The organism is Pelomonas sp. Root1217, assembly GCF_001425705.1.
Classification (GTDB): Bacteria; Pseudomonadota; Gammaproteobacteria; order Burkholderiales; family Burkholderiaceae_C; genus Pelomonas.
This window is the reverse complement of sequence record NZ_LMDC01000001.1, coordinates 925933-952445: the sequence shown is the minus strand read 5'-3', so window position 1 is coordinate 952445 and position 26513 is coordinate 925933. Positions and strand designations below refer to the sequence as shown.

At 68.7% G+C, this 26513-nt stretch carries 26 protein-coding genes and 1 pseudogene; 11 read left to right on the top strand and 16 right to left on the bottom strand.

Annotated features, from left to right (window positions below; translation table 11 throughout):
• Positions 1-71: 71 nt before the first annotated feature.
• Both ASC95_RS04390 and gluQRS read left to right on the top strand, forming a co-directional pair.
• A complete protein-coding gene (locus tag ASC95_RS04390) occupies positions 72-1040 on the top strand; it encodes a LysR family transcriptional regulator (RefSeq protein WP_057296520.1) in 969 nt (322 codons plus the stop codon).
• Entirely contained in the window at positions 1040-1915 is an 876-nt protein-coding gene (gluQRS, locus tag ASC95_RS04385; RefSeq protein WP_057296519.1) for a tRNA glutamyl-Q(34) synthetase GluQRS, read from the top strand. Before ASC95_RS04390 ends, gluQRS begins: the two co-directional genes overlap by 1 nt.
• An 8-nt stretch (positions 1916-1923) precedes the next feature.
• Here the strand turns inward: gluQRS and ASC95_RS04380 are convergent, their stop codons facing one another.
• Together ASC95_RS04380 and ASC95_RS04375 are read right to left on the bottom strand one after the other, a co-directional pair.
• A complete protein-coding gene (locus ASC95_RS04380) occupies positions 1924-2664 on the bottom strand; it encodes an alpha/beta fold hydrolase (RefSeq protein WP_235537682.1) in 741 nt (246 codons plus the stop codon).
• 179 nt (positions 2665-2843) lie between these two features.
• Positions 2844-3245 (bottom strand): GFA family protein, encoded by a 402-nt coding sequence (locus tag ASC95_RS04375; protein ID WP_057296518.1) that lies wholly within the window; start codon positions 3243-3245, stop codon positions 2844-2846.
• Between the two features lie 103 nt (positions 3246-3348).
• Between ASC95_RS04375 and ASC95_RS31620 the strand changes: the two are divergent.
• From ASC95_RS31620 to ASC95_RS04360, 4 genes and pseudogenes are all read left to right on the top strand, one after another.
• A pseudogene (locus tag ASC95_RS31620) lies at positions 3349-3693 on the top strand (FKBP-type peptidyl-prolyl cis-trans isomerase); the annotation flags it as partial.
• Positions 3694-3723: 30 nt separating this feature from the next.
• Positions 3724-4071 carry an FKBP-type peptidyl-prolyl cis-trans isomerase gene (locus ASC95_RS31615; protein WP_369820589.1) on the top strand — a complete coding sequence of 116 codons (348 nt, stop codon included), beginning with the start codon at positions 3724-3726 and terminating at the stop codon, positions 4069-4071.
• A 93-nt stretch (positions 4072-4164) separates the two neighbouring features.
• Positions 4165-4581: a PilZ domain-containing protein gene (locus ASC95_RS04365; RefSeq protein WP_057296516.1), complete on the top strand. Its 417-nt coding sequence runs from the start codon at positions 4165-4167 to the stop codon at positions 4579-4581.
• Positions 4582-4669: 88 nt separating this feature from the next.
• Positions 4670-5422, top strand: a complete 753-nt coding sequence (locus ASC95_RS04360; RefSeq protein WP_057296515.1) for an MgtC/SapB family protein — start codon at positions 4670-4672, stop codon at positions 5420-5422.
• Here the strand turns inward: ASC95_RS04360 and ASC95_RS04355 are convergent.
• Positions 5419-6342, bottom strand: coding sequence for a LysR family transcriptional regulator (locus ASC95_RS04355; protein ID WP_057296514.1), 924 nt, complete (start codon positions 6340-6342; stop codon positions 5419-5421). The genes ASC95_RS04360 and ASC95_RS04355 overlap by 4 nt on opposite strands.
• Before the next feature lie 96 nt (positions 6343-6438).
• On the opposite strand from ASC95_RS04355, the gene metE reads away from it, so the two are divergent.
• Positions 6439-8766, top strand: a complete 2328-nt coding sequence (gene metE, locus ASC95_RS04350; RefSeq protein WP_057296513.1) for a 5-methyltetrahydropteroyltriglutamate--homocysteine S-methyltransferase — start codon at positions 6439-6441, stop codon at positions 8764-8766.
• Between the two features lie 4 nt (positions 8767-8770).
• On the opposite strand, the gene ASC95_RS04345 is transcribed toward metE, so the two are convergent.
• From ASC95_RS04345 to ASC95_RS04310, 8 genes are all read right to left on the bottom strand, one after another.
• A complete protein-coding gene (locus ASC95_RS04345; protein ID WP_057296512.1) occupies positions 8771-9193 on the bottom strand; it encodes a nuclear transport factor 2 family protein in 423 nt (140 codons plus the stop codon).
• A gap of 90 nt (positions 9194-9283) precedes the next feature.
• Positions 9284-10075, bottom strand: coding sequence for a type I methionyl aminopeptidase (map, locus tag ASC95_RS04340; protein ID WP_057296511.1), 792 nt, complete (start codon positions 10073-10075; stop codon positions 9284-9286).
• The gene (locus ASC95_RS04335) at positions 10072-10320 is read right to left on the bottom strand and encodes a ParD-like family protein (RefSeq protein WP_057296510.1); all 249 of its coding nucleotides are present in this window, start codon (positions 10318-10320) and stop codon (positions 10072-10074) included. The genes map and ASC95_RS04335 overlap by 4 nt, the downstream gene beginning before the upstream one ends.
• A 36-nt stretch (positions 10321-10356) precedes the next feature.
• Positions 10357-10791, bottom strand: a complete 435-nt coding sequence (locus ASC95_RS04330) for a thioesterase family protein (RefSeq protein WP_235537681.1) — start codon at positions 10789-10791, stop codon at positions 10357-10359.
• Positions 10788-11960 carry a DUF2399 domain-containing protein gene (locus ASC95_RS04325; RefSeq protein WP_057296508.1) on the bottom strand — a complete coding sequence of 391 codons (1173 nt, stop codon included), beginning with the start codon at positions 11958-11960 and terminating at the stop codon, positions 10788-10790. The genes ASC95_RS04330 and ASC95_RS04325 overlap by 4 nt, the downstream gene beginning before the upstream one ends.
• Positions 11960-14776: an AAA family ATPase gene (locus ASC95_RS04320; protein ID WP_057296507.1), complete on the bottom strand. Its 2817-nt coding sequence runs from the start codon at positions 14774-14776 to the stop codon at positions 11960-11962. Before ASC95_RS04320 ends, ASC95_RS04325 begins: the two co-directional genes overlap by 1 nt.
• The gene (locus tag ASC95_RS04315) at positions 14776-15486 is read right to left on the bottom strand and encodes a hypothetical protein (protein ID WP_057296506.1); all 711 of its coding nucleotides are present in this window, start codon (positions 15484-15486) and stop codon (positions 14776-14778) included. The genes ASC95_RS04320 and ASC95_RS04315 overlap by 1 nt, the downstream gene beginning before the upstream one ends.
• Entirely contained in the window at positions 15473-16792 is a 1320-nt protein-coding gene (locus ASC95_RS04310; RefSeq protein ID WP_057296505.1) for a hypothetical protein, read from the bottom strand. Before ASC95_RS04310 ends, ASC95_RS04315 begins: the two co-directional genes overlap by 14 nt.
• A 100-nt stretch (positions 16793-16892) precedes the next feature.
• Between ASC95_RS04310 and ASC95_RS04305 the strand changes: the two genes are divergently transcribed.
• The 3 genes from ASC95_RS04305 (at position 16893) to ASC95_RS04295 (ending at position 19316) form a co-directional block, all read left to right on the top strand.
• Entirely contained in the window at positions 16893-17693 is an 801-nt protein-coding gene (locus ASC95_RS04305) for a class III extradiol ring-cleavage dioxygenase (RefSeq protein WP_057296504.1), read from the top strand.
• A gap of 76 nt (positions 17694-17769) precedes the next feature.
• On the top strand, positions 17770-18615 hold the full coding sequence (locus tag ASC95_RS04300; protein ID WP_057296503.1) for a ThuA domain-containing protein: 846 nt from the start codon (positions 17770-17772) through the stop codon (positions 18613-18615).
• Positions 18616-18641: 26 nt separating this feature from the next.
• Positions 18642-19316 carry a hypothetical protein gene (locus ASC95_RS04295; RefSeq protein WP_057296502.1) on the top strand — a complete coding sequence of 225 codons (675 nt, stop codon included), beginning with the start codon at positions 18642-18644 and terminating at the stop codon, positions 19314-19316.
• Here the strand turns inward: ASC95_RS04295 and ASC95_RS04290 are convergent.
• Both ASC95_RS04290 and ASC95_RS04285 read right to left on the bottom strand, forming a co-directional pair.
• Entirely contained in the window at positions 19294-19893 is a 600-nt protein-coding gene (locus ASC95_RS04290) for a cold shock and DUF1294 domain-containing protein (RefSeq protein ID WP_057296501.1), read from the bottom strand. The two genes, ASC95_RS04295 and ASC95_RS04290, sit on opposite strands and share 23 nt — an antisense overlap.
• A 60-nt stretch (positions 19894-19953) precedes the next feature.
• A complete protein-coding gene (locus tag ASC95_RS04285; protein ID WP_057296500.1) occupies positions 19954-21591 on the bottom strand; it encodes a DEAD/DEAH box helicase in 1638 nt (545 codons plus the stop codon).
• 522 nt (positions 21592-22113) lie between these two features.
• Here ASC95_RS04285 and ASC95_RS04280 point away from each other — a divergent pair.
• Complete coding sequence (locus ASC95_RS04280; protein ID WP_057296499.1) at positions 22114-22647, top strand: DUF2087 domain-containing protein; 534 nt, start codon at positions 22114-22116, stop codon at positions 22645-22647.
• On the opposite strand, the gene ASC95_RS04275 is transcribed toward ASC95_RS04280, so the two are convergent.
• The 3 genes from ASC95_RS04275 to orn all read right to left on the bottom strand — a co-directional run bounded on the left by ASC95_RS04275 (position 22648) and on the right by orn (position 26351).
• Positions 22648-23946, bottom strand: a complete 1299-nt coding sequence (locus tag ASC95_RS04275) for a S8/S53 family peptidase (RefSeq protein WP_057296498.1) — start codon at positions 23944-23946, stop codon at positions 22648-22650. It lies immediately after the preceding gene.
• A 73-nt stretch (positions 23947-24019) separates the two neighbouring features.
• On the bottom strand, positions 24020-25774 hold the full coding sequence (locus ASC95_RS04270) for a chorismate-binding protein (protein ID WP_157255943.1): 1755 nt from the start codon (positions 25772-25774) through the stop codon (positions 24020-24022).
• Positions 25775-25790: 16 nt separating this feature from the next.
• Positions 25791-26351, bottom strand: a complete 561-nt coding sequence (gene orn / locus ASC95_RS04265; RefSeq protein WP_057296497.1) for an oligoribonuclease — start codon at positions 26349-26351, stop codon at positions 25791-25793.
• Positions 26352-26513: the final 162 nt, after the last annotated feature.

Sequence of the window (26513 nt, the reverse complement as noted above, 5' to 3'; positions counted from 1 at the left end):
TCAATGTAGGAGCAGCCCTCGCTTTCGGGAGTCGGCCGGCGTTGAGGACACCATTCAAATAGACTGAACGCATGCCGAATCCCCAGGACAAACGTCGCGCACTGACCCCCGAAGCCCTGTCCATGATGGACACCATCGCCCGCACCGGCAGCTTCGCCGCCGCGGCTCGCGAGATGGGCCGCGTGCCGTCGGCGTTGACCTATTCCGTGCGTCAGCTCGAAGACGCACTCGACGTGCTGCTCTTCGATCGCAGCTCCCGCCAGGCGGTGCTGACGGCGGCCGGCCAGGAGCTGCTGCACGAAGGCCGGCGCCTGCTGCAGGAGCTGGACGCCGTGGCCAACCGCGTGCGACGCATCTCCACCGGCTGGGAGAGCGAGCTGACGCTGGCCGTCGACGACGCCGTTGCTCGCCGCGCACTCTTCGACCTCATGGAAGCCTTCTACGCCGAGAAGATCGACGGTGGCGGCCCACCGCCGACCCGGCTCAAGCTGCGCGTGGAGGTGCTGGCCGGCACCTGGGAGGCCTTGCTGCATGGCCAGGCCGACATAGCAATCGGTGTACCGGGCCAGCTGCAGAACAGCGGCATCCATTGTGAGTTCGCGGGCGAGCTGGAGTTCGCCTTCTGCATCGCGCCCCACCACCCGTTGGCCAGCCTGCCCGAGCCGCTCAGCGCAAGCCAGATCGCCGAGCACCGTATCGTTGCCGTGGCCGACAGTGCCCGGCTGATGGCGCCGCTCAGCGTCGGCCTGCTGCCAGGCCAGGACGTGCTGACCGTGCCGTCGCTGGCCATCAAGCTGGAGGCCATGATGCGCGGTCTGGGCTGCGGCTCCCTGCCGGTGCCCATCGTGCGCCGCCACATCGAGGCCGGCCGCCTGGTGCGCAAGGCCACCTATGAAGGCCGGCGCACCGGCAAGATGCACTACGCCTGGCGCGACACTGGCCCCGCCCCGGGCAAGGCGCTCGCATGGTGGCTGGACAAGCTGCGCAGCGAGACGACGCGCAAGGCGCTGCTTGAACAGCACGAGGGGTTGCTGCTCTGATGAGCTATCGAGGTCGATTCGCGCCCTCGCCCACCGGCCCGCTGCACGCCGGCTCGCTGGTGGCGGCGCTGGCGAGCTGGCTGGACGCCCGCGCCCACGGCGGCGAGTGGCTGGTGCGCATCGAAGACGTCGATGGCCCGCGCTGCCCGCCGGGTATGGATGAGGTCATCCTCGGCCAGTTGGCTGCCCTTGGGCTGCGACCTGACGAGCAACCGGTCTGGCAGTCTCGGCGCGGCGATCTGTACCAGGCGGCCCTGGACCGGCTGATCGCGTCCGGCCATGCCTATGGCTGCGCCTGCACGCGCGCCGAGATCTCAGCGGCAGCCGGCCCCAAACCCAAGCATGGTGAACTGATCTACCCCGGCACCTGTCGCAATGGCACCCAGGGTCGGCCAGCGCGCGCCTGGCGCTTTCGCGTCGATGGCCGCATCGATTGGCAGGACCGCCGCCTCGGTACGCAGTCGCAGGACCTGACAACCGAGGTCGGTGACTTCGTGCTCAAGCGCGCCGACGGCCTCTGGGCCTACCAGCTTGCCGTCGTCGTCGACGATGCCGACCAAGGCATCACCGACATCGTCCGCGGCGAGGACCTGGCCGACAACACGCCACGCCAGATCGCGCTGCAGCGGGCACTTGGCTTCCCGACACCGCACTATCTGCACACGCCATTGGTGCTGGCGATGGACGGGCACAAGCTGTCCAAGCAGAACGGCGCGGCGGCCATCGACCTTGCCGACCCTGCCGGGCGGCTGCGCGATGCAGCGGCGGAGCTGGGGTTGCTGCTGCAGGCTCGCCACCGGACGACCCAGGAAACACTGGCCGAAGCGCTGCTGCAGTGGCGCGAGAAGGGCCAGGTCCAACGCGCAGGTGCTTGAGCGAGTGGCTAGGCCGCACCGGCGCCAGGCTTGCATGCCCTCGCAAAGGAGGCAACGGACTGCACGAAGGCCTCCGGCACCTCTAGCGGCGCGAATTCACCGCTGCCCCGGAGCACTTCGCCACGGACCTGCTGCGCGCCCATGCCCTTCAATCCCGCGACGTACTCGTCTGGCGAGCGGCCGTCTGCATCTCCGCGCAGGTAGAGGATCGGTGTGCGGATGTTCTTGGGCTGGCCGTTCCGCTTGGCATCAGCCGACAACGCGCGGTACCAGTCAAAGCCGGCCGCAAGCGCCTGTGGCCGTTCATAGGCTCGCGCGAACGCGGCTCGGTGGCGTTCGGACACCGCCTCCTTCTTGCCCGCCAGAAAATTGATGAAGAAATCAAAGTAAGCACGCTGATGCCCGGCAACGAGAAGCTCCGGCAACTCGGGCAACGCATGAAACGCGAAGTGCCAGATACGCGGATCCGACAGAACCTTGGACCATGGATCGATGCCGGGAACGACGGTGTTCATGACGACAGCGCCCGTGATTCGATCTCCGTGATCGCGCGCCGCGGCATAGGCGATCATGCCGCCGACGTCGAAGCCCGCGATCACCGTCGACCGCGCGCCGAGTCGCTCGGCCGCGCTGAGGACGATGTCCGCCAGCGTCTTCTTCTCTGCAGAAGCAGGCGCCCCTCGCGATTCGCCGATGTCCGGCAGGTCGAAGGCAAGGGCAAAGTGATCCGCGCCGAGATCATCGATCACCTGGTCGTAGACCTCTTTGGATTGTGGCCAGCCATGCAAAAAAAGGAGGCCCGGCTTGGTGCTGTCTCCTGCGATGGAAAACAGCCAGCGTCAGCCCGTCGTGCTCGATGGTTTGCGTGTGCATTTCGCTGCTCCAAGGTGGATCGGAACTTCCGGCAATCAGTGTTCCCGCGTGCAGGTCACTCCCCGTCACTGCGCGGCAGGTCGCGAATGTCCATGGACCAGGGAAGCGCCGACCGGCACCAGATCTGTTTCGTCGGACGAAGCGCTTCGCGCTGGTCAATGCAGCCGACGCGAAGCCCCAATCTGGCGGGGCTGTCGACGTCATAAGTCCACAGGGGCGAGCCGCAGCCGGAACAGAACACCTGGGCCCGCCTTGCGCCGCTGTCGCCAACCTTGACGTAGACCGCCGGCGTGCCGCGAAGCAGCGTGAATTGCTCGCTCGTGGTGCCCACCGAGACCCGAAAAGCCGATCCGGTCAGGCGCTGGCAATCCTTGCAATGGCAGATGGTGACGTGGCGCGGATCGATGTCAGCCTCGTACCGGACCGCGCCGCAGTGGCATGCGCCGGTGATCTTCATGTGCCCGGCGAGGCAAACGACACTCCCGCAGCCGCACCCGCTGTGGGTGCAGGCAAGCGACTCTGCGGCGACAATCCAGCGCTTTTCAAACCAAGGATTTCCCATGAACACCACGCCCAGCGGCCTGCAATTCGAAGACAGCGTCGAAGGCGACGGCAAGCAGGCCGCGGCCGGCCACGACGTCACCGTCCACTACACAGGCTGGCTCTGGGTCGACGGCGCCAAGGCCGCCAAGTTCGACTCCAGCAAGGACCGTGGCGATCCCTTCGAGTTCGAGCTGGGCGCCGGCATGGTCATCCGCGGCTGGGACGAGGGCGTGCAGGGCATGAAGATCGGTGGCAAGCGCACGCTGATCATCCCGGCTGAGCTGGGCTACGGTGCACGTGGCGCCGGCGGCGTGATCCCGCCGAATGCGACGCTGTGCTTCGAGGTCGAGCTGCTGGGCCTCGCCGGTGGCCCCGAGCATGTCGAGCTGAACCTGCACACCGCCTCCAGCGGCCTGCAGTTCGAGGACCGCGTCGTGGGCGATGGCGCCGAAGCCACCAAAGGCCAGCGCGTGTCGGTGCACTACACCGGCTGGCTCTACAAGGACGGCATGCGTGGCAAGAAGTTCGACTCCAGCAAGGACCGCGGCCAGCCTTTCAAGTTCCGCCTCGGTGGCGGCGAGGTCATCCAGGGCTGGGACGAAGGCGTGCAGGGCATGAAGGTCGGCGGTACGCGCATGCTGGTGCTGCCGCCGGAGCTGGGCTATGGCGCACACGGCGCGGGTGGCGTCATCCCGCCGAACGCGACGCTGCTGTTTGAGGTCGACCTGCTGGCGGTTTGACCGTAGTCAAATCAGGGGACGGCGCTGCTGCTGACAAGCGCCTGTCATTCGCAGATGCTTTGATCCGACCCGATCACGAACCGAAATCACATCATGTCGATTGACCAACGCCGCTTCCCTCGCGTCGAGTTCTTCCTGGTGCCCGACGAGCACGAGCAGTTGCCTGTCTGGGTCATCAAGCCCGAGGGCCTGGCCGAGGCGCGCGGCGGTGTCGTCGTCAACCTCAGCGAGGCCGGCCTGCAGATCCTGGCTGCGGCCGATCCACCACTGGATGCCCAGCACTACGAGCTGCGCCTGCTGCTCGGCGAGGACGAGGGCGTGCCTCTCTTCACCGCCGATGTGCGCCGCGTCTGGACACGGCCGCTGAGCCGCATCGTGCAGTTGGGTGGCTTCGAGTTCGAGTCGCCCAACTCCCAGGCTGAGGAGTTCCTGCTGGCGCAGACCGCGCAGATCACAGCGCGCAAATGGGTGCGCTGCGTGCTCGTGGAGCGGATGACGGCTCTCGCTTGAAGTCCCCCGCGTCCAGCCCCCTGGCGAGCGGGGCGGGACTGGGTTAGCGTGGCCTCGGGGCAGGTTCGCCCCGCCAGCGCCCACGCCCATGCTCGAAGCCGACCACCTGCTGCGCTACTGGACCGACAGCCAATGGGCCGCCAACGTGCTGATGCTGATGCATCTCGTCGGCGCCATGGTGCTGGGCCTGTTGCTCGGCTATGAGCGGGCCTACCACGGCCGGGCGGCGGGCATGCGCACCTATGCGCTGGTGTGCATGGCGTCCTGCGCGGTGACCATCCTCGTCGGCTACCCCGACCAATGGTTTGGCGGCCATATGGCCGGCGGGTCGCTGCCGCAGTTCACCGATCCGACGCGGGTCATCCAGGGCGTCGTGACAGGCATCGGCTTCCTGTGCGCCGGCGTCATCATGCGCGAGGGCATGAACATTTCGGGCCTGACGACGGCAGCGTCGATGTGGGCGGCGTCGGCCATCGGCATCGTGCTGGGCATGGGCTTCTATTTCGCCGCCATCGCGTTGACGCTGCTGTGTGCGACGTTGATGATGTGGGGCGCCAAACTGGAAAGCCGGCTGCCCTCTCACCCTGCTATCGCGGTGACGCTTCGCGGCGAATCAGGCCGGCGCTTCACGCAGGCCGAACTGGCCGAGTTCGCCGATGGCCTGGGCTACCGCTTCGCGCCCGGCTCGCTGAGCATCGAGAAGCAGGGCGACCATGAGGAGTGGCGCTTCGTCTGCACGGCCAAGCAGAACTTCAAGGGCCAGACGCTGTGCCGCTTCACCGACCGGCTGCATGAGCTGCCCGGCGTGGCGGGATACCGCGTGACCCACGCACGAAACTAGAGCAGGCTGACCGCCGCCAGATTGAGCAGCGAGGTTTCGCGCATCAGCCGCACGAAGTCAGCCAGGAAGGGCTTGGCCGCGAGGCCCGCCGTGCTGACGGCATACAGCCGCCCGGTCAGTCCAGCTTCGCCGATGCGCTGCCGCGCCACATAGCCGCGCGCCAGATAGCCCTCCACCGCCCACAGCGGCAGCGCCGCAATGCCGCGGCCGCTGGCCACGAGCTGCAGCATGGCCACCGTGAGTTCACTGGTGCGGCGCGGCGGCGTGATGCCCGCGGGCTGAAGCACGCGGCGCACGAGGTCCAGCATCTCGTCGGGCACCGGGTAGGTGATGAGGGTGTGGTCGGCAAAGTCCGCCGCCTCCAGCCACGGCTTGGTCAGCAGCGCATGGCCCTTGGGCAGCAGCGCAATGATCTCGAAGCTGAACAGCGGGTGCACGACGACGCCGGTCTCGTCGGCGTCCACCTCCGACACGATGGCCAGCTCGGCGCGGTCCTGGTGCAGCAGGCCCACCGGGTCGGCCTGGAAGCCCGAGACGATGTCCAGCTCCACCTCCGGCCAGCGGCCGCGGAAGGCGTCCATGGCCGGCATCAGCCAGTCGAAGCAGGTGTGGCATTCGACAGCGATGCGCAGCTGGCCGGCCGAGCCGTCCACCAGGCGGCGTACGTCACGGTCGGCCTCGTCGACCTGGGGCAGTACCGAGTCCGCCAGCTTCAGCAGCCGCTGGCCGACGGCGCCGAACACCAGCGGGTTGCTCTTGCGCGCGAACAGCTCGGCGCCGTAGTGCTCCTCCAGGGCCTTGAGCTGGTGGGACAAGGCCGATTGCGTCAGGTTCAGCAACTGCGCCGCTCGGGACAGATTGCCGGCCTCGCGCAAAGCAACCAGGGTGCGCAGATGGCGCAGTTCGAGCGGCGTTTGCATGAGCGGAACTTACGATGATTCAGAAAACGTTTCGTTTGAATCATAGTCACGGATTGCCGATCATCGCGAATCACTTTCAGCATTGCTCGATTCATCATGATCAAGACTCATATCCTCGGCTTCCCACGCATGGGCGAGCACCGCGAACTGAAGACGGCGCTGGAGCGCCACTGGCGCGGCGAGCTACCCGCCACCGAGCTGGAAGCCCAGGCCGCCAAGCTGCGCGCCCGCCACTGGAAGCTGCAGCAGGACGCGGGGCTGGACCATGTCACCGTCGGCGACTTCGCCCTCTACGACCACGTCGCCCACCTGATCCAGCTGTTCGGCTGCGAACCGGCACGCTTCGGCTTCACCGGCCAGGAAACCCCGCTGCAGCGCTATTTCGCGATGGCCCGTGGCATCACGACGACCCATACCCACACCGAGGCCTGCGGCTGCAGCGGCACGCACGTCGATGGCGTGCCCGCGCTGGAAATGACCAAGTGGTTCGACACCAACTACCACTACTTGGTGCCCGAGTTCCACAGCGCGACCGAGTTCAGCCTGAACGCCGAGCGCCTGCTCGCCGAAGTCGATGAGGCCATCGCCCTGCCGGCCAGCCCCAAGGTCGCGCTGCTCGGGCCAGTCAGCTTCCTGTATCTGGGCAAGAGCAAGCAGGAGGGCTTCGACCAGCTGGTGCTGCTCAAGCGCCTGCTGCCCGCCTATGAGCAGTTGCTGACCCGCCTGGCCGCCCGCGGCGTGACCTGGGTTCAGTTGGACGAGCCCATCCTCGGCCTGGACCTCAGCCCAGCCTGGCAGGACGCGCTGCGCCTGGCCTATGCGCGCCTGGGCGTCGTCGGCCAACCGCTGCTGCTGGCCACCTATTTCTCGCCGCTGGGCGACAACCTGGCGCTTGCCTGCGAACTGCCCGTCGCCGGCCTGCATGTGGACGCCGTGCGCGCGCCGGAGGAACTGCTGCCCGCGGCCCTGCGACTGCCGCTGGACCGCGAGCTGTCGGTTGGCATCATCGACGGCCGCAACATCTGGCGCAGTGATCTGGACCAGGCGCTGTCACAGCTGAACAAGGTCCGCGAGGTGCGCGGGGGGCGGCTGTGGGTGGCGCCGTCCTGCTCGCTGCTGCACGTGCCCTTCAGCCTGCGCCACGACGCCGCGCTCGACACCGAGCTGCAGGGCTGGCTGGCCGGCGCCGTCGAGAAGCTGGACGAGCTGCGCGTGCTCAAGCGCGCCTTGTGGGGAGACGAAGCCAGCGTGGCCCGCGAGTTGGCCGAGTCCCGCGTCGCCCGCGCAGCCCGTGTCGTCAGCCCGCGCGTGCGCAACGGCACCGTCGCGGCCCGCCTCAAGGCACTGCCCGCCGACGCCGAGCAGCGCCGCTCGCCTTTCCGCATCCGCCAGGCCGCACAACGGCAGCGCCTGCGCCTGCCGGCCTTCCCCACGACCACCATCGGCTCCTTCCCGCAGACCGCCGAGATCCGCGCCGCTCGCGCCGCCTTCAAGCGCGGCATCTTGGACGATGCGGCCTACCGCGAGGCCATGCAGCGCGAGATCGCACTCGCGGTCAGCAAGCAGGAGGCGCTGGGCCTGGACGTGCTGGTGCACGGCGAGGCCGAGCGCAATGACATGGTCGAGTACTTCGGCGAGCAGCTTGCCGGCTTTGCCTTCACGGCCAACGGCTGGGTGCAGAGCTATGGCTCACGCTGCGTGAAGCCACCGGTGCTGTTTGGCGACGTATCACGCCCAGCGCCAATGACGGTGGACTGGACCGTCTTCGCCCAGAGCCTCACGGCCAAGCCCATGAAGGGCATGCTGACCGGCCCCATCACCATCCTGCAATGGTCCTTCGTGCGCGACGACCAACCGCGTGTCACCACGGCGCTGCAGATCGCACTGGCCATCCGCGACGAAGTGGCCGACCTGGAGGCCGCCGGCATCGCCGTCATCCAGATCGATGAGCCCGCCATCCGCGAGGGCCTGCCGCTGCGCCGCGCGGCCTGGGGCGCCTATCTGGCCTGGGCCACGCGCGCCTTCCGCGTGTCGGCCAGCCCGGTGCGCGACGACACGCAGATCCACACGCACATGTGCTACTCAGAGTTCAACGACATCCTGCCCGAGATCGCAGCCATGGATGCCGACGTCATCACCATCGAGACCAGCCGTTCCGACATGGAACTGCTGCGCGGCTTTGGCGACTTCCGCTACCCCAACGAGATCGGCCCCGGCGTCTACGACATCCACTCGCCGCGCGTGCCCGACACCGCGGAGATCCTGCGCCTGCTGCGCAAGGCCGCCGAGGTCATCCCGGCCGACCTGCTCTGGGTCAATCCCGACTGCGGGCTGAAAACCCGCGGCTGGCCCGAAACCGAGGCGGCGCTGGTGCGCATGGTGGCGGCAGCGCGCGAGCTGCGGGCCGAGACGACGCCGGCCTGAAAGCTCAGTGGCCGGGATTCTCCTGAGGCTCGGCGAGCATGTCGGCGTGGCGGTGGACGATCTTCCATTCGCCGTCTTCGCGGCGGAACACCTCGGTGACGCGCAACGTCATCGACAACAACTCGTCCTTGCCCTTCATCTGCACCCTGGCGTGCTGCAGGCCGGTCCAGTAGCCGACTTCCTGGTCAGCCGCGCTGTGGAATATCTCGAAGCGGCTGCTTTGCGTGCCCTCGTCGAAGGCCTCCGCATCCTTGGCCTGGCGCTCCTTCACGGCCACTGCGCCGCGCACATGTCCGCCGCCGGGCGGAAAGAAGCTCGCCTTGCCGTGCGCGGTAGCCCGCGCCAGGAAGGCGTCCGGCTGCCCGCGCACGTAGTCGAGCGAGGCGACTTCTCTCGCATGGAGAAATTGCGTGAAGGATTCGGTCATGACGGCTCCCGAGGCGACGACACATTCACTGTGCGGCCCGGGGCATTCACCCACTGCCGGAGCGGCCTGCATCGCCCCGTAGGCGAAGGCCTACTCGATCGCCGGGTAGTCGCCCAGGCCATCCGGCCAGGGCGTCAGGATCTCGAAGCCATCGGCCGTCACGGTCACCATGTGCTCCCACTGGGCCGACAGCGAGTGGTCGCGCGTGACCACCGTCCAGCCGTCGTTCAGCTCGCGGATGCCGGCGCCGCCCGCGTTGATCATGGGCTCGATCGTGAAGATCATGCCCTCCTGCAGCTTCAGGCCTTCGCCGGGGCGGCCGAAGTGGTTGACGTGCGGGTCGTCGTGATAGACGTCGCCGATGCCATGGCCGCCGTACTCCCGCACGACGCTGAAGCCAGCCGCATGCGCAACCGTCTGGATGGCATGGCCGACATCGCCCAGCGTCGCACCCGGGCGCACTTGGCGTATGCCGGCGCGCAGGGCTTCATACGTCGTGTTGACGAGCCGGCGCGCCAGCACATTGGCCTCGCCGACGATGAACATGCGGCTGCTATCGCCGAACCAGCCATCCTTGGTCAGCGTCACGTCCACGTTGACGATGTCGCCCTTCTTCAGCCGCTTGTCCTTGGACGGAATGCCGTGGCAGACGACGTGGTTGGGCGAGATGCAAGCCGTTTTCGGGTAGCCGTGATAGCCGACGTTGGACGGGATGCACTTGAGCGTGTCGACGATGTAGTCATGGCAGAGGGTGTCCAGCTCCTCCGTCGTCACGCCGGGCACGACATGGGGCTTGAGCATGGCCAGCACCTCGGCGATCAGGTGCCCGGCCTCGCGGGCCTTGGCGACCTCCGCAGGGCTGCGCAACTTGAGACTCTTCATGCCCGCGCTCCCTTGGCCTTCACAGGTTGCGTCCAACCGGCCAAGCGCGCCAGGTCCAGCCCACCCTCCTGCTCGGCGCGGATCAGAAGCTGGCAGATCTCGCTGTGGCTCAATTGCGGATGCAGTTCGGCCAGCATGCCGATGCGCATCCAGTGCTCGGCCTGGGCATTGATGGAGCGCGACAAGGCCTGGCTGGCAACGCGCAGGCTCTCGTGCATCGGGTCGGAGATTTTGACGATTCCCATGTCGCGACTATATACGCTTCGTATACGAAACGTATATCAAACCACCAGGGCGCCTTCGTAAGCAGTCAGGAACTCCGCCGGCATGCGCCGCGGCTTGCCGCTGCTGATCTCGATGCAGACCAGCACCCACCGGCCCCGCACGAGCGTGACGCCATCGCCGGTGCGCCGCAGCTGGAAGCGCCGCTCCATCGTCAGCCTGCCGTCGCTGGCCGTCAGCCAGGTGCCCAGCACCAGGGCCTCACCCTCGAAGGACGGCAGCAGGTACTCGTAGTGGCCCTCCCGGATGGCCATTGCGCGGTCCAGGCGCCGGTAGTCGTCCAGAGACAGCCCCAGCGCCTCGGAATGCGCCCAGCCCGCCTGCTCGCACCACTGCACGTAAACGGCGTTGTTGGTGTGGGCCAGCCCGTCGATGTCGGCCGCCTGCGGCGTCAGCGCGAGCGTGAAAGGCGCCGGGTAGTCCCACTCGGTCACAACCATCCCTCCTGTTCGGCTTTCACGCCGCGCTCCATCAGGGCGTCGCGCAGGCTTGCCAATGCGACGGGCAAGTCCCGCTCCGCCAGCCGCGCCAGCACGCCAAGGTCGTAGCGGCCCAGCGGCTGCAGGCCCGGGCGGTCCAAACGCGCAGCCTCCATCGCAACGGCCTGCCATTCAAGGCCGGCGTCTTGCCACGGCGCGGCGGCGGCCAGCGCGATCTCGATGCCGGCAGGATCGGCGTCGGCGCTGATGGCGGCCGGCGCCGGGGCGAGTGCGAGCAGGCGGGCCATGGCCTCGCGCCAGGCCCGGGTCGGCCGGCCGGCAATCCACACCAGCACATCGCCCGCCGCGCGCCGCGCCGCCTGCTTCTCGAAACTGGCGCGGTTCTCGATCAGCCACCAGCGCGCGGGCGGTGTCTCCACATGCTGCACCTCAAGCAGCGATGCAACCGGCAGCGTCGCGAAGGCCAGCGCACCGAGGTCGACGTGACGGCCACCGCCCCAGCCCAGGCGCAGATCACCGCTCAACGTCAAGGTGGCCGCAAAGGCGCCGATGCCCAGCGCCGGCAGGTCGAAGTGGCGCTCCAGCCAGGCCCATTCGCCGTCGCCGATGGCCTTGGTGTGGCCCAGGCGCAAGGCGAAGTCGCGGCGCAGGCCGACCTCGCCGGCGGCCACCCAGCTGGACAGCGCTTCCAGCAAGGCGGCGCGCGACTCGGCTGGCCCGGTGGCCATGCGCGACTCGGCCAGGGCCTGCGCAGCCTCGCCCACCAGTTCGTCGCCCATCAACGCCTCCAGCCGCTGCGTGAGTGCCGCGCGGCGGGCGTCGCGGTCGCTGCGCGTGGGCAGGCCCAGCGCCGCCTGCAATGCCTCCAGCTCCACCCAGCACAGCTCCACCGGCCACCAGCGCCCTTGCTCGAAGCGCTCGCGGCGCGTGCACAGGCCGGCCTTGAGCGCCCGGTCCGACAGGCGATGCGCCAGCTCGATGCGCGCCGGCCCCGCGGCTTCGAGCAGCCCCTGCCACTTGCGGCTGGCGGCACTGCCGCGCAGCCAGTCGAGCAGCAGCGGCAGCTCGTCGGCGTCCAGCCGTGGCAGCGTGCCGGGCCAGGTCGGCGCGGTGGCTTCGAGCTCCTGGCGGGCCCTGTCCCCCGAGCGAGCGCGCCAGTCCATCAGGCGTACTCGCTGACCTCCGGCCGGCGCGCCAGCACCGCGATCGGCGGCGCCCAGCGCTCGCCGCGCGGCTTCTTGCTCGTCACCAGCGTGATCTCGCTCGGCTCGAAGACCTCGACGTTGTGCGTTATCGGTGTGGTCAGCAGGTATTGGGCGCGGGTCGAGCGCAGGAAGTGGCCGACGAGCTGGATGTTGCGCACGTCCAGGTGGGCGAACGGCTCGTCGATAAAAACGAAGCCGCCGGGCGTCTCATCGTCCTTCATCAGGCCGACCAGCAGGATCAGGCTCTTGAGGACCTGCTGCCCGCCCGAGGCCTCGCCGTCGTTGAGGCCCACCTCGCCCTTGCCGTCGAAGTTGAACTTGACTTGCAGGCCGGCCTGGGCAAGCACGGTGTCGTCGTTGTCCAGGTGGGGCAGCACGGCCTCGGCGGCCACGCCGGCCAGCTCGCCCAGCTCGGCGACGTTCTTCTTGTAGCGGCGCACGGTGGCGCGCAGCACGTCGATGTAGCGCTCGCGGGCGTTGCTGGCGGCCGTGGCGGCCAGCGCATTGCTGGCGCGGCGGTTGCTGAGCTGGGTGTCTTGCTCGCGCACCTGCATCTCCATGCGGGTGTGGCGGTCAACGACGCTGGCGTCGGTCTCCCAGACGCCCTTCTCCAGCTCCTGGTCGACATGGTGGGAGCGGATCTCGGCTTGGCGCGCGTTCTCGAACTCGTTGCGCAGGGCCGTGAGGGCGATGGGCGTGATCCAGCGCGGCGGGAACTTGGCGCCCGCTTCGCGCGAGGCCCGGGCCGCCTGGTGCAGGGTCTTGCGGCGCTCGGCATGCTCACGCGCGGTGCGGGCCTGGCGTTCCTCGCCTTCGGCCAGTTCCTTCTGCGCGCGCTCGTAGTTCTGCTCGTGCACGCCCGAGGCCTTGAGCAGGCGGTCGTGCTCGGCTTCCACCGTCGTCATGCGCGTGGACGCCTCGGCCCGCGCCTGCCTCAGCACCGGCAGGCGCGCGCGGCTTTCGGCGAACTCGTCGGCGCGCTCGCTCAGTTCCACCGCGGCCTTGTGGCCCTGGGCAGCGCGTTGGGCGTCCTTGAGCTGACGGTCGACCTCGGCCTGCGCCTTGGCCACACGAGTCAGCTCGGCATCGATGCGGGCCAGTTCGCCCTCCAGCGATGCGCGCCGACCGGCCACGGCGTTGGCGCCGAACTGGTGGTCCGACGCCGGGATGGCCACGCTACGGCCGCCACGGCCGTCGCGGTAGTAGGCATCGGGCGTGATCCATTCGCCGCCCGTGCCGCTGCCCTCTTCCGTGCTGGCTACGCAGCGGATGCCGTCGAGCTGGCGCGCCAGCCAGGTCGGCAGCGGCGCGCTGACCTTGAGCGCGGCCAGCAGCGAGCCAGGCCGGGCGCTCGGCACCGGTGCCGCATCGGAGACGACGTAATGGCGGTACTTCAGGCGCGATGCGATGCCGAAGGCGCGCGCCTCGTCGCTTCTAGCTTTCAGCACGACCACCCAGCGCGAGCCGCGTAGCACGCCCTCGGCGGCCTCGCGCCAGCGCTCGTCGGCGATGTCAATGCTGTCGGCCACCACATGGTGGGCGATGCCGGCTTCGTCCAGTGCGCGGCGCAGCGGCGCCACCTCGGGCGGCGGCGGCGGCAGACGCTTGTCCTTCAGCTCGGCCAGCAGGCCCTGCACATGGCGCAGCTTGTCGTCGGCGCGCGTGTACTCGCCGCGCAGCTTGTCCTTGTCGGCGGCCAGCGCCTGGGTGCGGGCGGCGAGCGCGGCGGCATCGGCCTCCACGTCGGCCAGCGCGCGCAGCTCGTCTTCTCGCTTGACGGTCTGCTCCACCGGCTTCTCGGCCTCGCGGGCGGTGTCGAAGGCGGCGCGCGCCTCGCGGCGCTCCGTCTCCAGCGTGGCCAGCCGCGCCTTGGTGGCTTCATGCTCGGCGAACAGCTGGTGCAGGCCGGCGCGCCGGGTCGACAGCGTCCGCGCATCGGCGGATGCGAACAGGCGCGCCCGGTGCAGCTCGCGGCCGTCGCGGGCCAGCTTCTCGCGCGCTTCGCTCCACTGCATGACGGGCAGCACCTCGGTGGCCAGGCGCTCGCGTTCGGCGATCTTGAGCTGCCACTGGCGGTGGCTGTTGACGCGGTTGGCCAGTTCGCTGAGCTGCGCCTGCGTGCGCGCCAGCTCGCCTTCCGCGGCCTGCACCTCCTTGGCAAGCTGCTGCTGGTGCGAGCGGGCCTGCTCGTAGCGGTCCAGCACCTCCTGGTCGCCGAACACCTCGAAAACGAGGCGCAGCAGCTCCTTCGGTGAAAGCTCGCACAGACGGTCGGTCTGGCCCTGCTCCAGCGCCAGCACGCGGCCGATGGCGCGCGTGAGCCCCGCCGCCTCCAGGCGCTTGCGCCAGGCCTCGATGCCCAGCCACTCGCGCTCGGCCTTTTCGGCCAGCTGCTCGATCTCGACGACGCCTTCGACGATCTGGTAGCGGCGCACCCAGTCGCCGCCCTGGCGCTCGATGCGGCAGGCCAGGGTCACCTGGTCGGCGTAGATCAGCGACGAGGCGAATGGCCGGCTGCTGTTCTGGCGGCCGCGCGGGCGGTTGTCAACCAGCGCACGCAACCAGGCCGTCTCGGCGTTGGCGTGGCGGGCATAGGTGCGGAAGGTTCGGCCGCCCGAGCACTCCAGGCCCAGCAGCGTGCGCAGCGCATCCAGCAGCGTCGTCTTGCCAGAGCCGTTAGGGCCGGCGATGGTGATGATGTTGCCGTCCAGCGGCAAGGTCACGCGCTGGCAGTAGTCCCAGTGCAGCAGTTCGAGGGTTTGGAGGTGGAACATCAGGCGTCGCTCGGGTCTTCGGGTTGCGCCTGGCGGGCAGCCTGGATCGCGGCCAGCGCCGGCGCGGCGGACGCGTCGGTGGCGCGGGCCAGCACGTCGGCCAGCGCGCCGTCGAGGATGCGCGGCGCGAGCTGGTCATAGTCCAGCAGCAGGTCCAGCAGCGGGCCCTCGGCGATGTCTTCACCGCGGCGCGTGATGAAGCCGTGTCGCTCCAGCAGCTTGAGGTTGCCGTCCAGGCGCACCTTCTTGCCGAGCTGGTCGCCGAAGTCGGCCAGCAGGCTGCGGTAGCTCAGCACCGGCGCCACGCTGGCGCTGCCGGGCAGCGGCTTGTCGGCGGCGAACATCTCGCCCTGGCTGTCACTGTCGGCATCGGCGCGGTTGAGCTGGCGCTGGCGCTTGGGCAACACGATCAGGCTCCACAGCACTACCAGCAGCGACACGCCGTCGCGCGGCAGGTCGAGGTTGTTGTTGGCGGCCAGGCCCGACTCGCCGAACACGGCGCTCTCGGCCGGGCGCAGCAGCGCGACGCTGACATGCTCGGCGTAGACGTTGTCCACCAGCCGAAGGCCCACGCCGGCCAGGCGCTCGGTGGCGGCCGCCCACAGCTCGGCGTCGATCAGCGCGCGCTTGACGAGGGGATGGGTGCGGGGCAGCCAGCGGCGGGCGAGCAGCTGGGCGGCCAGGCTGGCGGCGTCGTCAAGGGGTGTCATTCGCGGGTTCCACGCTGTTCTCGTTCACCAGTTCGCCCCGGCTCATCCAGGCCACGAACGCATCGTCGATCTCGCCCTGCTCGGCGCTCCAGCGCACGCGCCAGGGCTGGCGCGCCATGTCGCCCGTCGCGCCCTTGAGGTGGCGCGCCTGCGGGTCGCCCAGCAGCGGCAGCAACTGGGCGCGGTAGGCGGCCGACGCGTAGCTCCCGCCCAGCACCGCTGGTGCGACCGGCTGGGTGCCGCGGGCCTCGGCCGTCCAGCCGTCTAGCAGCAACTGCAGCGCTCCGAGCTCGGGTGGCAGGCTCAGCACCTCCAGCCGGCCGTCGGGTGCGGCCTGGGCGGCAGGCAGGCCCGCGGCGTCGGCGGGCTTGGGACGGTCGCGCTCGAACTCGGCCTCGGCGCCGTCAACCAGCTCCTGCGCAGCCACCACCACCGGTTGCACGGCGGTGGACAACGCATCGCCCAGCAGGGCGTCGAGGTGGGGCACACGCTGCAGCCACTGGCGCAGGTCGGTCGTCGTCACGCCGGTGGAGCCCAGCGTCACGCGCTGGCGGTCGGCCTGCTGCAACGCTCGGTTGAACTGGCTGGCCATGACCAGCAGGCTGGCCTGGGCGCTGGCGAGGTCGCGCGCCAGCCGTTCCAGCCGCGCATGGCCGCTGGCCTGGGCCTGCTCGATGATGGCCTTGACGGCGTCGCTCGCGCGGTCCACCAGCAGCATGGCGCGCTCGAAGCGCACATTGGCGCGGCGCAGCTCGAACTCGCTGCCGCTGGCCATGGCGTCGGCAAACTCCTCGCGCAGCCGCGCCAACTGGGCCTGCAGCATGTCCAGCTGCTGGGGTTGCAGCAGGCCGAGCTGGTGGGCGCCGGCTACGCCGGCCAGCAGCGCGGCGAGGTCGTCGTCGGCACCCGCCGTGTCGGCCGTCAGCGGCTGCAGCATGCCGACGACGGATTGCGCCAGCGGCGTGATCGCATAGGTCTGGGTGGACGCCTCCCAGTGCAGCAGGCCGGCGTCGCGCAGGCGCTTGAGCACCGTCTCCAGCGCGTCCTCGCGCACATGGTGGAAGTGGCGGTTCAGGTCGTCGCGGCTCAGCCGGGCGGCGGGCAGGGCCATCAGCTCCAGGAACACCCACACCCGCAGCCGCACCCAGGCCGCCTCGCCGCCGAACAGCGCCCGCTGCGCGGCCATCAGCGCCTCATGGGCGTCCAGCTGCCACCAGAGCAGCGAGTCCACCGGCGCGGCGCCGTCGCGGAAGAATTCATCCGGCGAGCGCGGGTCGTCGGCGGTGAGGGGGCGGGGGTCGGACATGGGGCGCGGATTATCAACGGCGGCTGGCGTTCGGGTTTTGCGAACGCCGGCGTCAAGCCGGTTGAAACCCGACCGGCCAGCCGGGGCCTACTCTTTGCCCATGAAAGCCCCTCGCCAACCCACCTTCTTCCTGTCCCACGGCGGCGGCCCCTGGCCGTTCATGGACGGCGACTACCGCCGGGCGCACGCCAAGCTCGAGGCCTCGCTGCAGGCACTGCCGGCCATGCTGCCCGAGAAGCCAAAGGCCATCCTGATGATCTCAGCCCACTGGGAAGAGGCCGCCTTCACGGTCACTACCTCGCCCGCGCCGGGCATGCTCTACGACTACGGCGGCTTCCCGCCGCACACCTACGACGTCGTCTACGCCGCGCCGGGCGACCCGGTGCTGGCCGAGCGCGTCGTGGCGCTGCTCCAGGCCGCCGGTCTGCCCGCGTCACGCGACGCCCAGCGTGGTTTCGACCACGGCGCCTTCTGCACGCTGGTGCCGATGTATCCGGACGCCGACGTGCCGGTTGTGCAGCTGTCGCTCAGGCGCGGACTGGACCCGGCCGAGCACATCGCCCTGGGCCGCGCGCTGGCGCCCCTGCGCGACGAGGGCGTGCTCATCCTGGGCAGCGGCTTTAGCTTCCACAACCTGCGCATGTACGGCATGGCCGGGCGTGAACCGTCTGCCGCGTTCGATGCTTGGCTGCAGTCCGCCCTGCCCTCGCCCGCAGGGCGCGCCGAGCGGCTGCTGGCCTGGGCCCAGGCGCCGGCCGCGAGGATCGCACACCCGCGCGAGGAGCATCTGCTGCCGCTGATGGTCGCCGCCGGCGCGGCCGAGGGCGAGGCCGCAGGCTGCAACTATCACGAGACCGAATTCATGGGCGGCGTGACAGCGTCGAGTTTCCGCTTCGGGTGACTCGCCGTGCAGGCCTGCTGGCGAGGAGCGCCTGGGTGCTAGATTCGCCCCCGCCGCTTCCTCGCCACAGGTCCTTATGAAACCTCCTCACGTCCTTGCCCTGGCTCTTGCGTTCGCCGCCCTCCCTGCGTTCGCGGCGGACGCATCGAAACCCATCCGTGCCCTGCTCATCACCGGCGGCTGCTGTCACGACTACGGCGCGCAGAAGGACCTGCTGAAATCAGGCATCGAGGCGCGGGCGAACATCGTCGTGGATCACATGCACAGCCCTGACACCACCGGCAGCCCGCCGCTGCCCCTCTTTGGCAACCCCGACTACGCGCGTGGCTACGACGTGGTCATCCACGACGAATGCGCAGCCGACCCGCGCGATCCCAGTTCGTTCAAAAGCATCCTGAAACCCCATCTGGATGGCTTGCCCGCCGTCAATCTGCACTGCGCGATGCACAGTTTTCGCTCCGGCGACTACAGCAAGCCGGTAGCCCGCGGTGCGGACAACGCCCAGTGGTACGAATATCTCGGCCTGCAATCGACTGGCCACGGACCGCTTGAACCCATCGCGATCACCTTCGTCGACAAGGATCACCCGATCGCGAGGACGCTGGACGGTTGGACCACTGTCAATGAGGAGCTCTACAACAACGTCCAGATCCTCGATGGCAAAGCGCTCGCAACGGGCAGGCAGATCGTGAAGCAAAGCAGGCGGCAGCCCGACGGCAGCGTTACCGAAGAAGCGCAGGCCGTCGAAACGGTCGTCGTCTGGACGAACGAGTTCGGCCCGAGAAAGACGCGCGTTTTCAGCACCTCGCTCGGACACACCACGGCCACCGTCGCGGACGCCCGCTATCTGGACCTGGTCACGCAGGGCATTCTCTGGGCCACCGGCAGAGCCGGCCAAGCCGGCTACGCCAAGAAGAAGTAAGGCCGATGGCCGCTCCACTTCAAGCCATGACGCAAGCCCTGATCGATGCCCTGGTTGTCTGCCACCGTGACGGCAGCCGCTTGAATGCCGCCGACTGGACCCACGCCGTGCGTGATGAGGCCGATGCCTATGCCGTGCAAGACGGCGTCGCCCGGGCGCTGGGCTGGCGCTTCGACCGCTGGAAGTCCGGCGGTGCCAGCGCCCACGGTCCGTTCAGCCATTCGCCAGTCAATCCCGTCTCAGGGACGTCACTGCTTGGCATCGAGGCCGAAGTGGCGCTGCGCATTGACGCGGATGGGAGGGCGCAAGCGATATGCGTTGCCGTCGAACTGGTCGCCTCGCGCTGGCAGGAAGGGCTGGATGCGCCCGCCTTGCTGCGCATGGCCGACCACCAATCCAACGCCGGTCTGCTGCTCGGCGCCTGGCAACCCTATCGCCCGTTGCCGTGGGCCCAGGTCGAATGGCGTCTCAGCCTCGCCGGCCAGCCCGATGTCGTCCGCCATGGCGGGCATTCCCTGGCGGATCCGGCCGCCGTATTGCCGGCCTGGTTGCGCCATGCCACGCGCCATGGCGCAACCTTGCCGGCCGGCACCATCGTGACGACCGGTGCCTGGGGCGGCCTGCATCCGCTGGCGGGTGCGGCCCGCGGCACGCTGGCCTTCGAAGGCCTGGGCGAACTCAGCTTTTCAGTAGCGGCGTGAAGATCGCGGCGAAGGCCGCGATGTTGAAGACGACCGTCAGCCAGTAGATGCGCCGGAACGCTGGCTTCACGTTCTTGTGGCGCAGCAGTTGCTGGGCGAGCAACGCGCCCGGCCAGCCGCAGGCCAGCGACAGCCCATGCAGGGTCTTCTCGTCCACGCGCCAGGCTCCCTGCCTAGCGGCCCGCTTGTCGAGCGCATAGACGATGAAGGTCGCCATGCTCATGGCGGAATAGATGCCCCAGAGCCAGTTCGGCAAGCCCCAGAGGAGGTGGCAGGCCAGCACGAAGCCGGCGAAGGCCGGCACCAGCAGCAGCACACGGCTGCGATCGCGCGGCGCTGCGGGTGGCGGGGGCGCCTTGATGGGCCGCACGGCCAGCGCCCTCGGCTTGCCCTGGGCGTCAGAGCCCGCCTGGAAGCTCAATCGCTCACCCACCACCGGCCGCTCGGCGCGGGCGGCAAAGGCGTGGACGTGAACAAAGAGGCGGGCAGCGCCGCCGTCGGGCGCGATGAAGCCATAGCCCTTGGCGTCGTCCCATTGGACGAGGGTGCCGGTCTGCTTGTCGCTGGAACTGGTCATAAAAAAGGGCCCGCACAGCGGACCCTCCATCATCGCCGGGCGGCTGATGCCGCCGCGGGATCAGCGGCCGAAGCCGCCCTTACGCGGGCCGCTCGGCGGACGGCGGTCACCGAAAGCCGGCTTGGCGCCAAAGCTGGGCTTGCCGGCCGGCTGGAAGGAGCGCTCGGCGCGCGGCGCGAAGCCACGGTCGTCACGGGGCTGGAAGCCACGATCTTCACGCGGTGCGAAACCACGATCCTCACGCGGAGCAAAGCCGCGGTTGTCACCCTGCGGCGCAAAACCGCGATCTTCACGGGGAGCAAAGCCACGGTTGTCGCCTTGCGGGGCGAAGCCACGATCATCGCGCGGCGCAAAGCCACGGTCCTGGCCGCCAGAACCATGACTGAAAGGCTTGCCACCACCGTGGAAGGGGCGGCCGCCTTCTTCACGACGGAAAGGCTTGTTGCCGAAGCCGGGACGGCCACCGAAGTTGCCACGCGGGGCGCGGTCGTCGAACGAGCCTGCCGGGCGCGGCGGGAAGATGCGCGGCTCTTGCGTCTTGGGCTCGAGGCCGGCGATCTGCTGCACCGGAATGGTCTGCGTCGTGAACTGCTGGATGCGGCGGATCATGGACACGTCGTCGCGCATGCCCAGCGTGATCGCCAGGCCCTGGCGGCCGGCACGGCCGGTGCGGCCGATGCGGTGCACATAGTCCTCAGCCTTCATCGGCAGGCCGTAGTTGATGACGTGGCTGATCGTCGGCACGTCGATGCCGCGAGCGGCAACGTCGGTAGCGACCAGCACACGCACCTGCTTGCTGCGCAGGGCCTGCAGCACGCGATTGCGCTTGCCTTGCGGCATCGCGCCGTGCAGCGGCGCCACCGAGTGGCCGATCTCGGCCAGGCGATCGGCCAGCCAGTCTGCGTCACGCTGCGTGCTGGTGAAGACCACCGCCTGCTCCATCTCCGGCAGCGCCAGGATGGATTCCAGCAGTTGGTCCTTGTGGTGGGGGTTGTCGGCCCAGTGCAGGCGCTGCTCGATGTTCTCGTGCGTGTCGGTGTGGTTGGCGACCTCGATGCGCTGCGGATCCTTCAGCAGGTTTTGCGCGAGACGGCCGACGTGGCCGGCGAACGTGGCGCTGAACATCACGGTCTGGCGCTCGGCAGGGGTATTGCCGGCGATCATCGTGATGTCGTCGATGAAGCCCATGTCCAGCATGCGGTCAGCTTCGTCCAGCACCAGCATTTCGACATTGCCCAGCACACACTTGCCGGAGTTGATGTGGTCGATCAGGCGGCCGGGGGTCGCGATCAGGATGTCCAAAGGGCCCATCAGCTGGCGGATCTGCAGCGGGTAGGGCATGCCGCCCAGCACGGTTGCGACCTTCAGGCCCGGAATGAAGCGGCCGTAGGTCTGTGCGGCCTTGGCGACCTGCATGGCCAGCTCACGGGTGGGGGCCAGCACCAGGATCTTGGGTCCGTAGACCTTGCCCTTTTCGCGCTTCTTGCTGTCGTCACCACGTGCGGCCAGGATCTTTTCCAGCGCCGGCAGGATGAAGGCAGCGGTCTTGCCCGAGCCCGTGCGCGCCGAGACCATCAGGTCCTTGTTGGCAATGGCAGCGGGAATGGCGAGCGTCTGCACGTCGGTGGCGTTCTCATAGCCGGAATCTTTCACGGCCTTCAGGACCACTTCGTTCAGGCCCAGGGTATCGAAACTCATGTCGTTCTTTCAGTCAAAAGCCCGTCCATGCCGCCTGGAAATCAGTGAGGGCGGACACGCGGGCGCTGAACAGACCATGCCGTTCAGCAGTCAAAGTCGCTGGGAGAAAGCTCGTGTCGGGCGGCTCGGGCTGCAGCTTGCAGTCGGGTGCGGCACGGGGGAACAGTCAAAGCGACGGCTTCATCGCCGCCGACCGATCCACGAGGGGTGTTCGAGAAGCCGCAAGGAACTGCGGGCCGAACGAGGTCAGAGGAGACGTACGAAGCTCGGGGTGAACCGAGCGAAGCTGCGACTGTAGCATGAATCAGGGTTTTTACGGAAACGACCCTTGAAGCCCGAGTGTGAGCTCTGGCACACTTGCGGCCCGGGTCGGCAGAACACCCAGGCCTTGCCGCGCGGCATCCGTCGCGAGCTGAACCTGCCATGCATACCGCCTTCGTTCACGTGGACCTCGCGTGCGCCCTGGCTGCAAGTCGGCGAGCACAGCCTCTTTCGTCGTTGGCGCGCGCATGGAGTGCCACCATGGCCCGTGAATCCCTGCCTCTCGTCGTGGACGACCTGTCCACTTTCACCAAATCCCTGCGCACACAGTTGCTGGCGCACCCCGCCACGCCGGGCCACCAGACCTTGCTGAACATGTTGGCCCGCGCGGCCGGTCATCGCAATCTGCAGATGCTGAAGGCGCGGCCGCCCGCTCTGCCGCGGATCATCGCCACTGTTCCCACGGAGCACAGCGACATCGTCCGCCGCACGCTGCGCCTGTTCGACGATCAGGGCCGGCTGCAGCGGCTGCCCGTCAAACGCTCGTTGCAGTTGATGGCCCTGTGGGGCCTTTGGATGCGCTTCGACGCCAAGCGGCCCTACCGCGAACGCGAGGTCAACCAGATCCTCACGGCCTGGCACTGCTTCGGCGACTACTGCACGCTGCGCCGTGATCTCGTCACCCAAGGCCTGATGGCGCGCACGGCGGACAGCTCGGTCTACACGAAGCTGCCGGCACGGCCGGGCGAGGATGCGATGGCGCTGATGCGGGCGCTGCGCCAGCGCGACAACTGATCAGGCCTGCGGGGCGTGAACGAGCTGCGTTGGCAGCTCCGCCATCAGCAGAGCCTCGATGTTCAGGATGCCGTCACCATGGCTGCCCGGCTGCCAGCCGGCCGGCTGTCGGGCCGTGCTGCGGGCGATGACGCGGAAGGCTTCGGGAATCTTCCAGCGCTCACCGCCGTAGGCGGCCTCGATATCGGCGCGCCGGTAGGTGAGCCAGAGTGCCGCGGCGCCGGTGGTCTGCGCGGTGGCATAGGAGGTGCCATCACCGCCACCGCCGTAGCCGCCCGTCAGTGGCTCGGCGCGGCGCAGGTCAGCGGCCGGCGCGCTGAAGTCAACCTCCGGGCCGAAGCTGCTGCCACTCCATGGTTGGTCCGCTGCCGTCACGCCACCCACAGCCACTGTGCGCGGCCATTTGGCCGGCGCCAGCACCGGGTCCACATAGTTGCCGGCTGCACAGACCAGGATGACACCGGCCTCGTAGGCATCGTTCACCGCCTGCTTGATTTCCGGGAAGTAGAGGGACGTCAGCATCGCCAGGCTGCAGTTCACCGCGCCGGCGCCCCAGGCCACGGCGGCGTTCAAGGCATGGGCGAACTCGCGCTGGGCGTGATCGATGACGACCATATCGGTGATGCGCCGCGGCAAATGCGGCACACGAGGCGCCACGCCGAAGTAAGCGCCGCCCGGAGCACCGGGCGCGCAACCGCTGATCGTGGCGCCGATGCGGCTTCCATGTCCGGCGTTGAAGCCGGTCAACGGGTCGATGCCTCCACCCGGTTCGACGGGCTGGCTGGGGTTGTCGCCAAAACCGGCCGGCATGTCGGTCTGCGCGTGGGACACGTCGATCCATGTGCCGCCTGGCGCACCGAAGCCCAAAGCCGGGTGAGGCACGTAGCCGGTGTCGATCTGGGCGACGCGCGTGCTGCCCCAGGCGATGCCCTGCGGCCCGCCCACTAACGCCCAGGCTTGTGGGGCCCGCACGCTGGCGAGATGCCAGTCCCGCCCGCCAACACGCGGTACGGCGAGAGGGCCGAGTTCGGGCGTCCTCTCGCGGTCGCGGGTGCGCAAAAGGGTCAGCGCCTCCTCGTCCTTCAGGGGCTGGGCCGCGGCGACGCCCAGGGACGTGAGCCAGCCTTCAGGCGGTGCGTGGTAGCGCGCTTCCAGCGCGTCCAGCAGGTGGCCACGCAACAATGCGCGGCGGTCGTCCACGGCGAAAATCCGTGCGTCCACATCGGGCAGTAGTCGGTCGAGCGAGGCCTGCACCGCGCGGAGCGGGCGGCCATCGGTGCGGATCAGGATGCCGGGCATGGAGTGACTCCGAGCTTGGATCCGGCATTGGACGCATCTGGCCGTCTCGCCGCCTCCCCAAAGCTGACGATGCTCAGGCCAGCTTCGCCACCAGCCAACCGCGCAGGCTGTTGAAAAATGCCAAGCCCTCGGAACGAGTCAGGTCGCCCCGTGTCAGCCGCGCCTCCTTGATGCGCCCCTGGGCCAGCAGCTCGGCGCGCATCACGCCTGGCAGCAGGCCACTGAACAGCGCAGGCGTCAGCCACTCGCCGTCAAGCAGCAAAGCGAGATTGCCGAAGCTGCATTCGGTCAGTTCGCCGGCCTCGTTCCAGAGGATGAGGTCGAAGGCCTCGGCAGGCTTGCCCAGCGCATAGAGCTCGCGGCGCGTCGTCTTGTGGGCCAGGTATTCGGCGCGCGGGCCCAGGGTCGGCATCGCGCGGTCGGCCAGCGCCAGGCGCACTGGCTCAGATGTCGGCATGAAGGCCGTCAGCGTGTGGGCGAGACGGCCCTCGGCGTCGCAGGTGAGGCGCAGGCGCCAGCTGCCTTCGGGCCGTTCAATGACCAAGACCTTCAGATAGGCTCGCGCCTCGGCCATCGAAAAGCGCAGGCCAAAGTGCCGCGCCGTGCGCTGCATGCGGGCCAGGTGGGCGTCGCCGCGCAGCGCCACGCCGGCGTCCAGCCGCAGCGTCTCCAGCGCCTCGACGGGCGCCTCGGCGCGCGCGAGGAAGCGCGACTTGGCCCGCCATTCGGCGATTTCGGCAGCGGGCTCGCTGTCCAGCGTGATGGCGCTGCCAATGCCGCAGGTCAGCGCATCGCCACTGAATTCGACGGTGCGGATGGGCACGTTGAAGGTGGCAACGCCGCCGGGCTGGATCAGCCCCAGTGCACCGCAGTACCAGCCCCGTGCCGACGGCTCCAGCTCACGAATGAGCTGCATCGCGCGGATCTTGGGCGCACCCGTCACCGAGCCGCAGGGGAAGAGCGCCGCGAAGGCGTCCGCCAACGTCAACCCGCCGCGGCTGACGGCCGTCACGGTGGACGTCATCTGCCAGACCGTTGGCAGCGCATGCAGCTCGAACAGCCGCGGCACCCGCACCGTGCCCAACTGCGCGACGCGGCTGAGGTCGTTGCGCAACAGGTCCACGATCATCAGGTTCTCGGCACGCTCCTTCTCGCTGGTGCGCAGGTGTGCTTGAGCGGCTTCGTCATCGACACGGTCGCGGCCGCGCGGCGCGGTGCCCTTCATCGGCTGTGCCGCCAACAGCCAGCTCGCCTTGGCACCGGGCACAGGGCGCCAGTCGAAGAAGAGTTCGGGTGACACGCTGGCGGCGCCGGCATCGCGCAAGAACAGGCTGAAGCCACCGGGCTGGCTGGCGTGCAGGGCCAGGAAGAGCTGCTCGGGGTCCAGTGCGCCAGCCGCCGCGCGCAGCCGGGTCGTCAGATTGACTTGGTAGCAATCGCCGTCGCGGATGTAGGTGCGGATGCGCTCGATGGCTTTTGTGGCATCGGGCTCGGCGTCATGCCAGCCGAGCAAGCCGCTGTAGGCCGGGGGCCGCTCCGGCCAGGGCTCCGGGGCAGTGTCGTACACCGCGAACTCGGCCAGAGGCACGGTGGCGTCGTGCGTCTTCAGTGCGGCGTCGAAAGCCGCCGCGGCTTCGTAGCGCAGCCCTCCCAGCACCCAGGCGCCCGCTCTTGCCGCGGCTTCCGCCTCGGCGATGACGGCGCGCACCTCATCGTGCCGTGTCGCCCTCAGCCAGCGCTCTGGCGGCGTGGCCCAACAGCCGCACAGCCGCTCGCCGTCCTCGCGGGCCAGCGGGTGGCGGGGGAAGTCGAAAGCGGCGTGCAGCAAGTGCCGTGCGGCTCGATCAGGCCAGGTTCAGGAAGTGGGTGCGGTAGTGGACGAGCTCGTCGATGGACTCGTGGATGTCGGCCATGGCGGTGTGGGCCTGGGCCTTCTTGAAGCCCTCCAGCGCGGAAGGTTTCCAGCGCTTGGCCAGCTCCTTCAACGTCGATACATCCAAGTTGCGATAGTGGAAGAAGCTCTCCAGCTCGGGCATGTAATTGGCCAGAAAGCGGCGGTCCTGGCAGATGCTGTTGCCGGCCATTGGGCTCTTGCCCTTGGGCACATATTGCTTCAGAAAAGCAATGGTTTGGGCGGCGGCCTCGGCTTCGGAGACGGTGGAAGCCTTGACGCGATCGATGAGACCGCTCCTGCCGTGGGTGCCCTTGTTCCAGGCGTCCATCTTGTCCAGCGTCTCGTCGGTCTGGTGGACGGCGAAGACCGGGCCCTCGATGCGCTTCTCGAGGTTCGCGTCGGTGACGACGACGGCGATCTCGATGATGCGGTCGGTGTCGGGATACAGCCCCGTCATTTCGAGGTCGATCCAGATCAGGTTGTTTTCGCTGAGGGCTAGGGTGTCGGACATGCTGGGCTCACTCTGAAGATGGGGAATTCTCGCAGCCAGGAAGCGCTGAATGAGTCGCCGCGATGCAGAGCGCCCTGATTTGGGATGGAATGCAAGGCGCAAACCGCAGTCATGGCTGGAGCCATGGCGAGGATTTGCAACGCCGCAGGCCGCCCAAAGCAG

What these genes read in the sequence shown, in the direction of transcription:
- ASC95_RS04390 (WP_057296520.1), top strand. Translation starts at nt 72, where the DNA reads ATGCCGAATCCCCAGGACAAACGTCGCGCACTGACCCCCGAAGCCCTG.
- gluQRS (WP_057296519.1), top strand. Translation starts at nt 1,040, where the DNA reads ATGAGCTATCGAGGTCGATTCGCGCCCTCGCCCACCGGCCCGCTGCAC.
- ASC95_RS04375 (WP_057296518.1), bottom strand. Translation starts at nt 3,245, where the DNA reads ATGAAGATCACCGGCGCATGCCACTGCGGCGCGGTCCGGTACGAGGCT.
- ASC95_RS04365 (WP_057296516.1), top strand. Translation starts at nt 4,165, where the DNA reads ATGTCGATTGACCAACGCCGCTTCCCTCGCGTCGAGTTCTTCCTGGTG.
- ASC95_RS04360 (WP_057296515.1), top strand. Translation starts at nt 4,670, where the DNA reads ATGCTCGAAGCCGACCACCTGCTGCGCTACTGGACCGACAGCCAATGG.
- ASC95_RS04355 (WP_057296514.1), bottom strand. Translation starts at nt 6,342, where the DNA reads ATGCAAACGCCGCTCGAACTGCGCCATCTGCGCACCCTGGTTGCTTTG.
- metE (WP_057296513.1), top strand. Translation starts at nt 6,439, where the DNA reads ATGATCAAGACTCATATCCTCGGCTTCCCACGCATGGGCGAGCACCGC.
- ASC95_RS04345 (WP_057296512.1), bottom strand. Translation starts at nt 9,193, where the DNA reads ATGACCGAATCCTTCACGCAATTTCTCCATGCGAGAGAAGTCGCCTCG.
- map (WP_057296511.1), bottom strand. Translation starts at nt 10,075, where the DNA reads ATGAAGAGTCTCAAGTTGCGCAGCCCTGCGGAGGTCGCCAAGGCCCGC.
- ASC95_RS04335 (WP_057296510.1), bottom strand. Translation starts at nt 10,320, where the DNA reads ATGGGAATCGTCAAAATCTCCGACCCGATGCACGAGAGCCTGCGCGTT.
- ASC95_RS04325 (WP_057296508.1), bottom strand. Translation starts at nt 11,960, where the DNA reads ATGGACTGGCGCGCTCGCTCGGGGGACAGGGCCCGCCAGGAGCTCGAA.
- ASC95_RS04320 (WP_057296507.1), bottom strand. Translation starts at nt 14,776, where the DNA reads ATGTTCCACCTCCAAACCCTCGAACTGCTGCACTGGGACTACTGCCAG.
- ASC95_RS04315 (WP_057296506.1), bottom strand. Translation starts at nt 15,486, where the DNA reads ATGACACCCCTTGACGACGCCGCCAGCCTGGCCGCCCAGCTGCTCGCC.
- ASC95_RS04310 (WP_057296505.1), bottom strand. Translation starts at nt 16,792, where the DNA reads ATGTCCGACCCCCGCCCCCTCACCGCCGACGACCCGCGCTCGCCGGAT.
- ASC95_RS04305 (WP_057296504.1), top strand. Translation starts at nt 16,893, where the DNA reads ATGAAAGCCCCTCGCCAACCCACCTTCTTCCTGTCCCACGGCGGCGGC.
- ASC95_RS04300 (WP_057296503.1), top strand. Translation starts at nt 17,770, where the DNA reads ATGAAACCTCCTCACGTCCTTGCCCTGGCTCTTGCGTTCGCCGCCCTC.
- ASC95_RS04295 (WP_057296502.1), top strand. Translation starts at nt 18,642, where the DNA reads ATGACGCAAGCCCTGATCGATGCCCTGGTTGTCTGCCACCGTGACGGC.
- ASC95_RS04290 (WP_057296501.1), bottom strand. Translation starts at nt 19,893, where the DNA reads ATGACCAGTTCCAGCGACAAGCAGACCGGCACCCTCGTCCAATGGGAC.
- ASC95_RS04285 (WP_057296500.1), bottom strand. Translation starts at nt 21,591, where the DNA reads ATGAGTTTCGATACCCTGGGCCTGAACGAAGTGGTCCTGAAGGCCGTG.
- ASC95_RS04280 (WP_057296499.1), top strand. Translation starts at nt 22,114, where the DNA reads ATGGCCCGTGAATCCCTGCCTCTCGTCGTGGACGACCTGTCCACTTTC.
- ASC95_RS04275 (WP_057296498.1), bottom strand. Translation starts at nt 23,946, where the DNA reads ATGCCCGGCATCCTGATCCGCACCGATGGCCGCCCGCTCCGCGCGGTG.
- orn (WP_057296497.1), bottom strand. Translation starts at nt 26,351, where the DNA reads ATGTCCGACACCCTAGCCCTCAGCGAAAACAACCTGATCTGGATCGAC.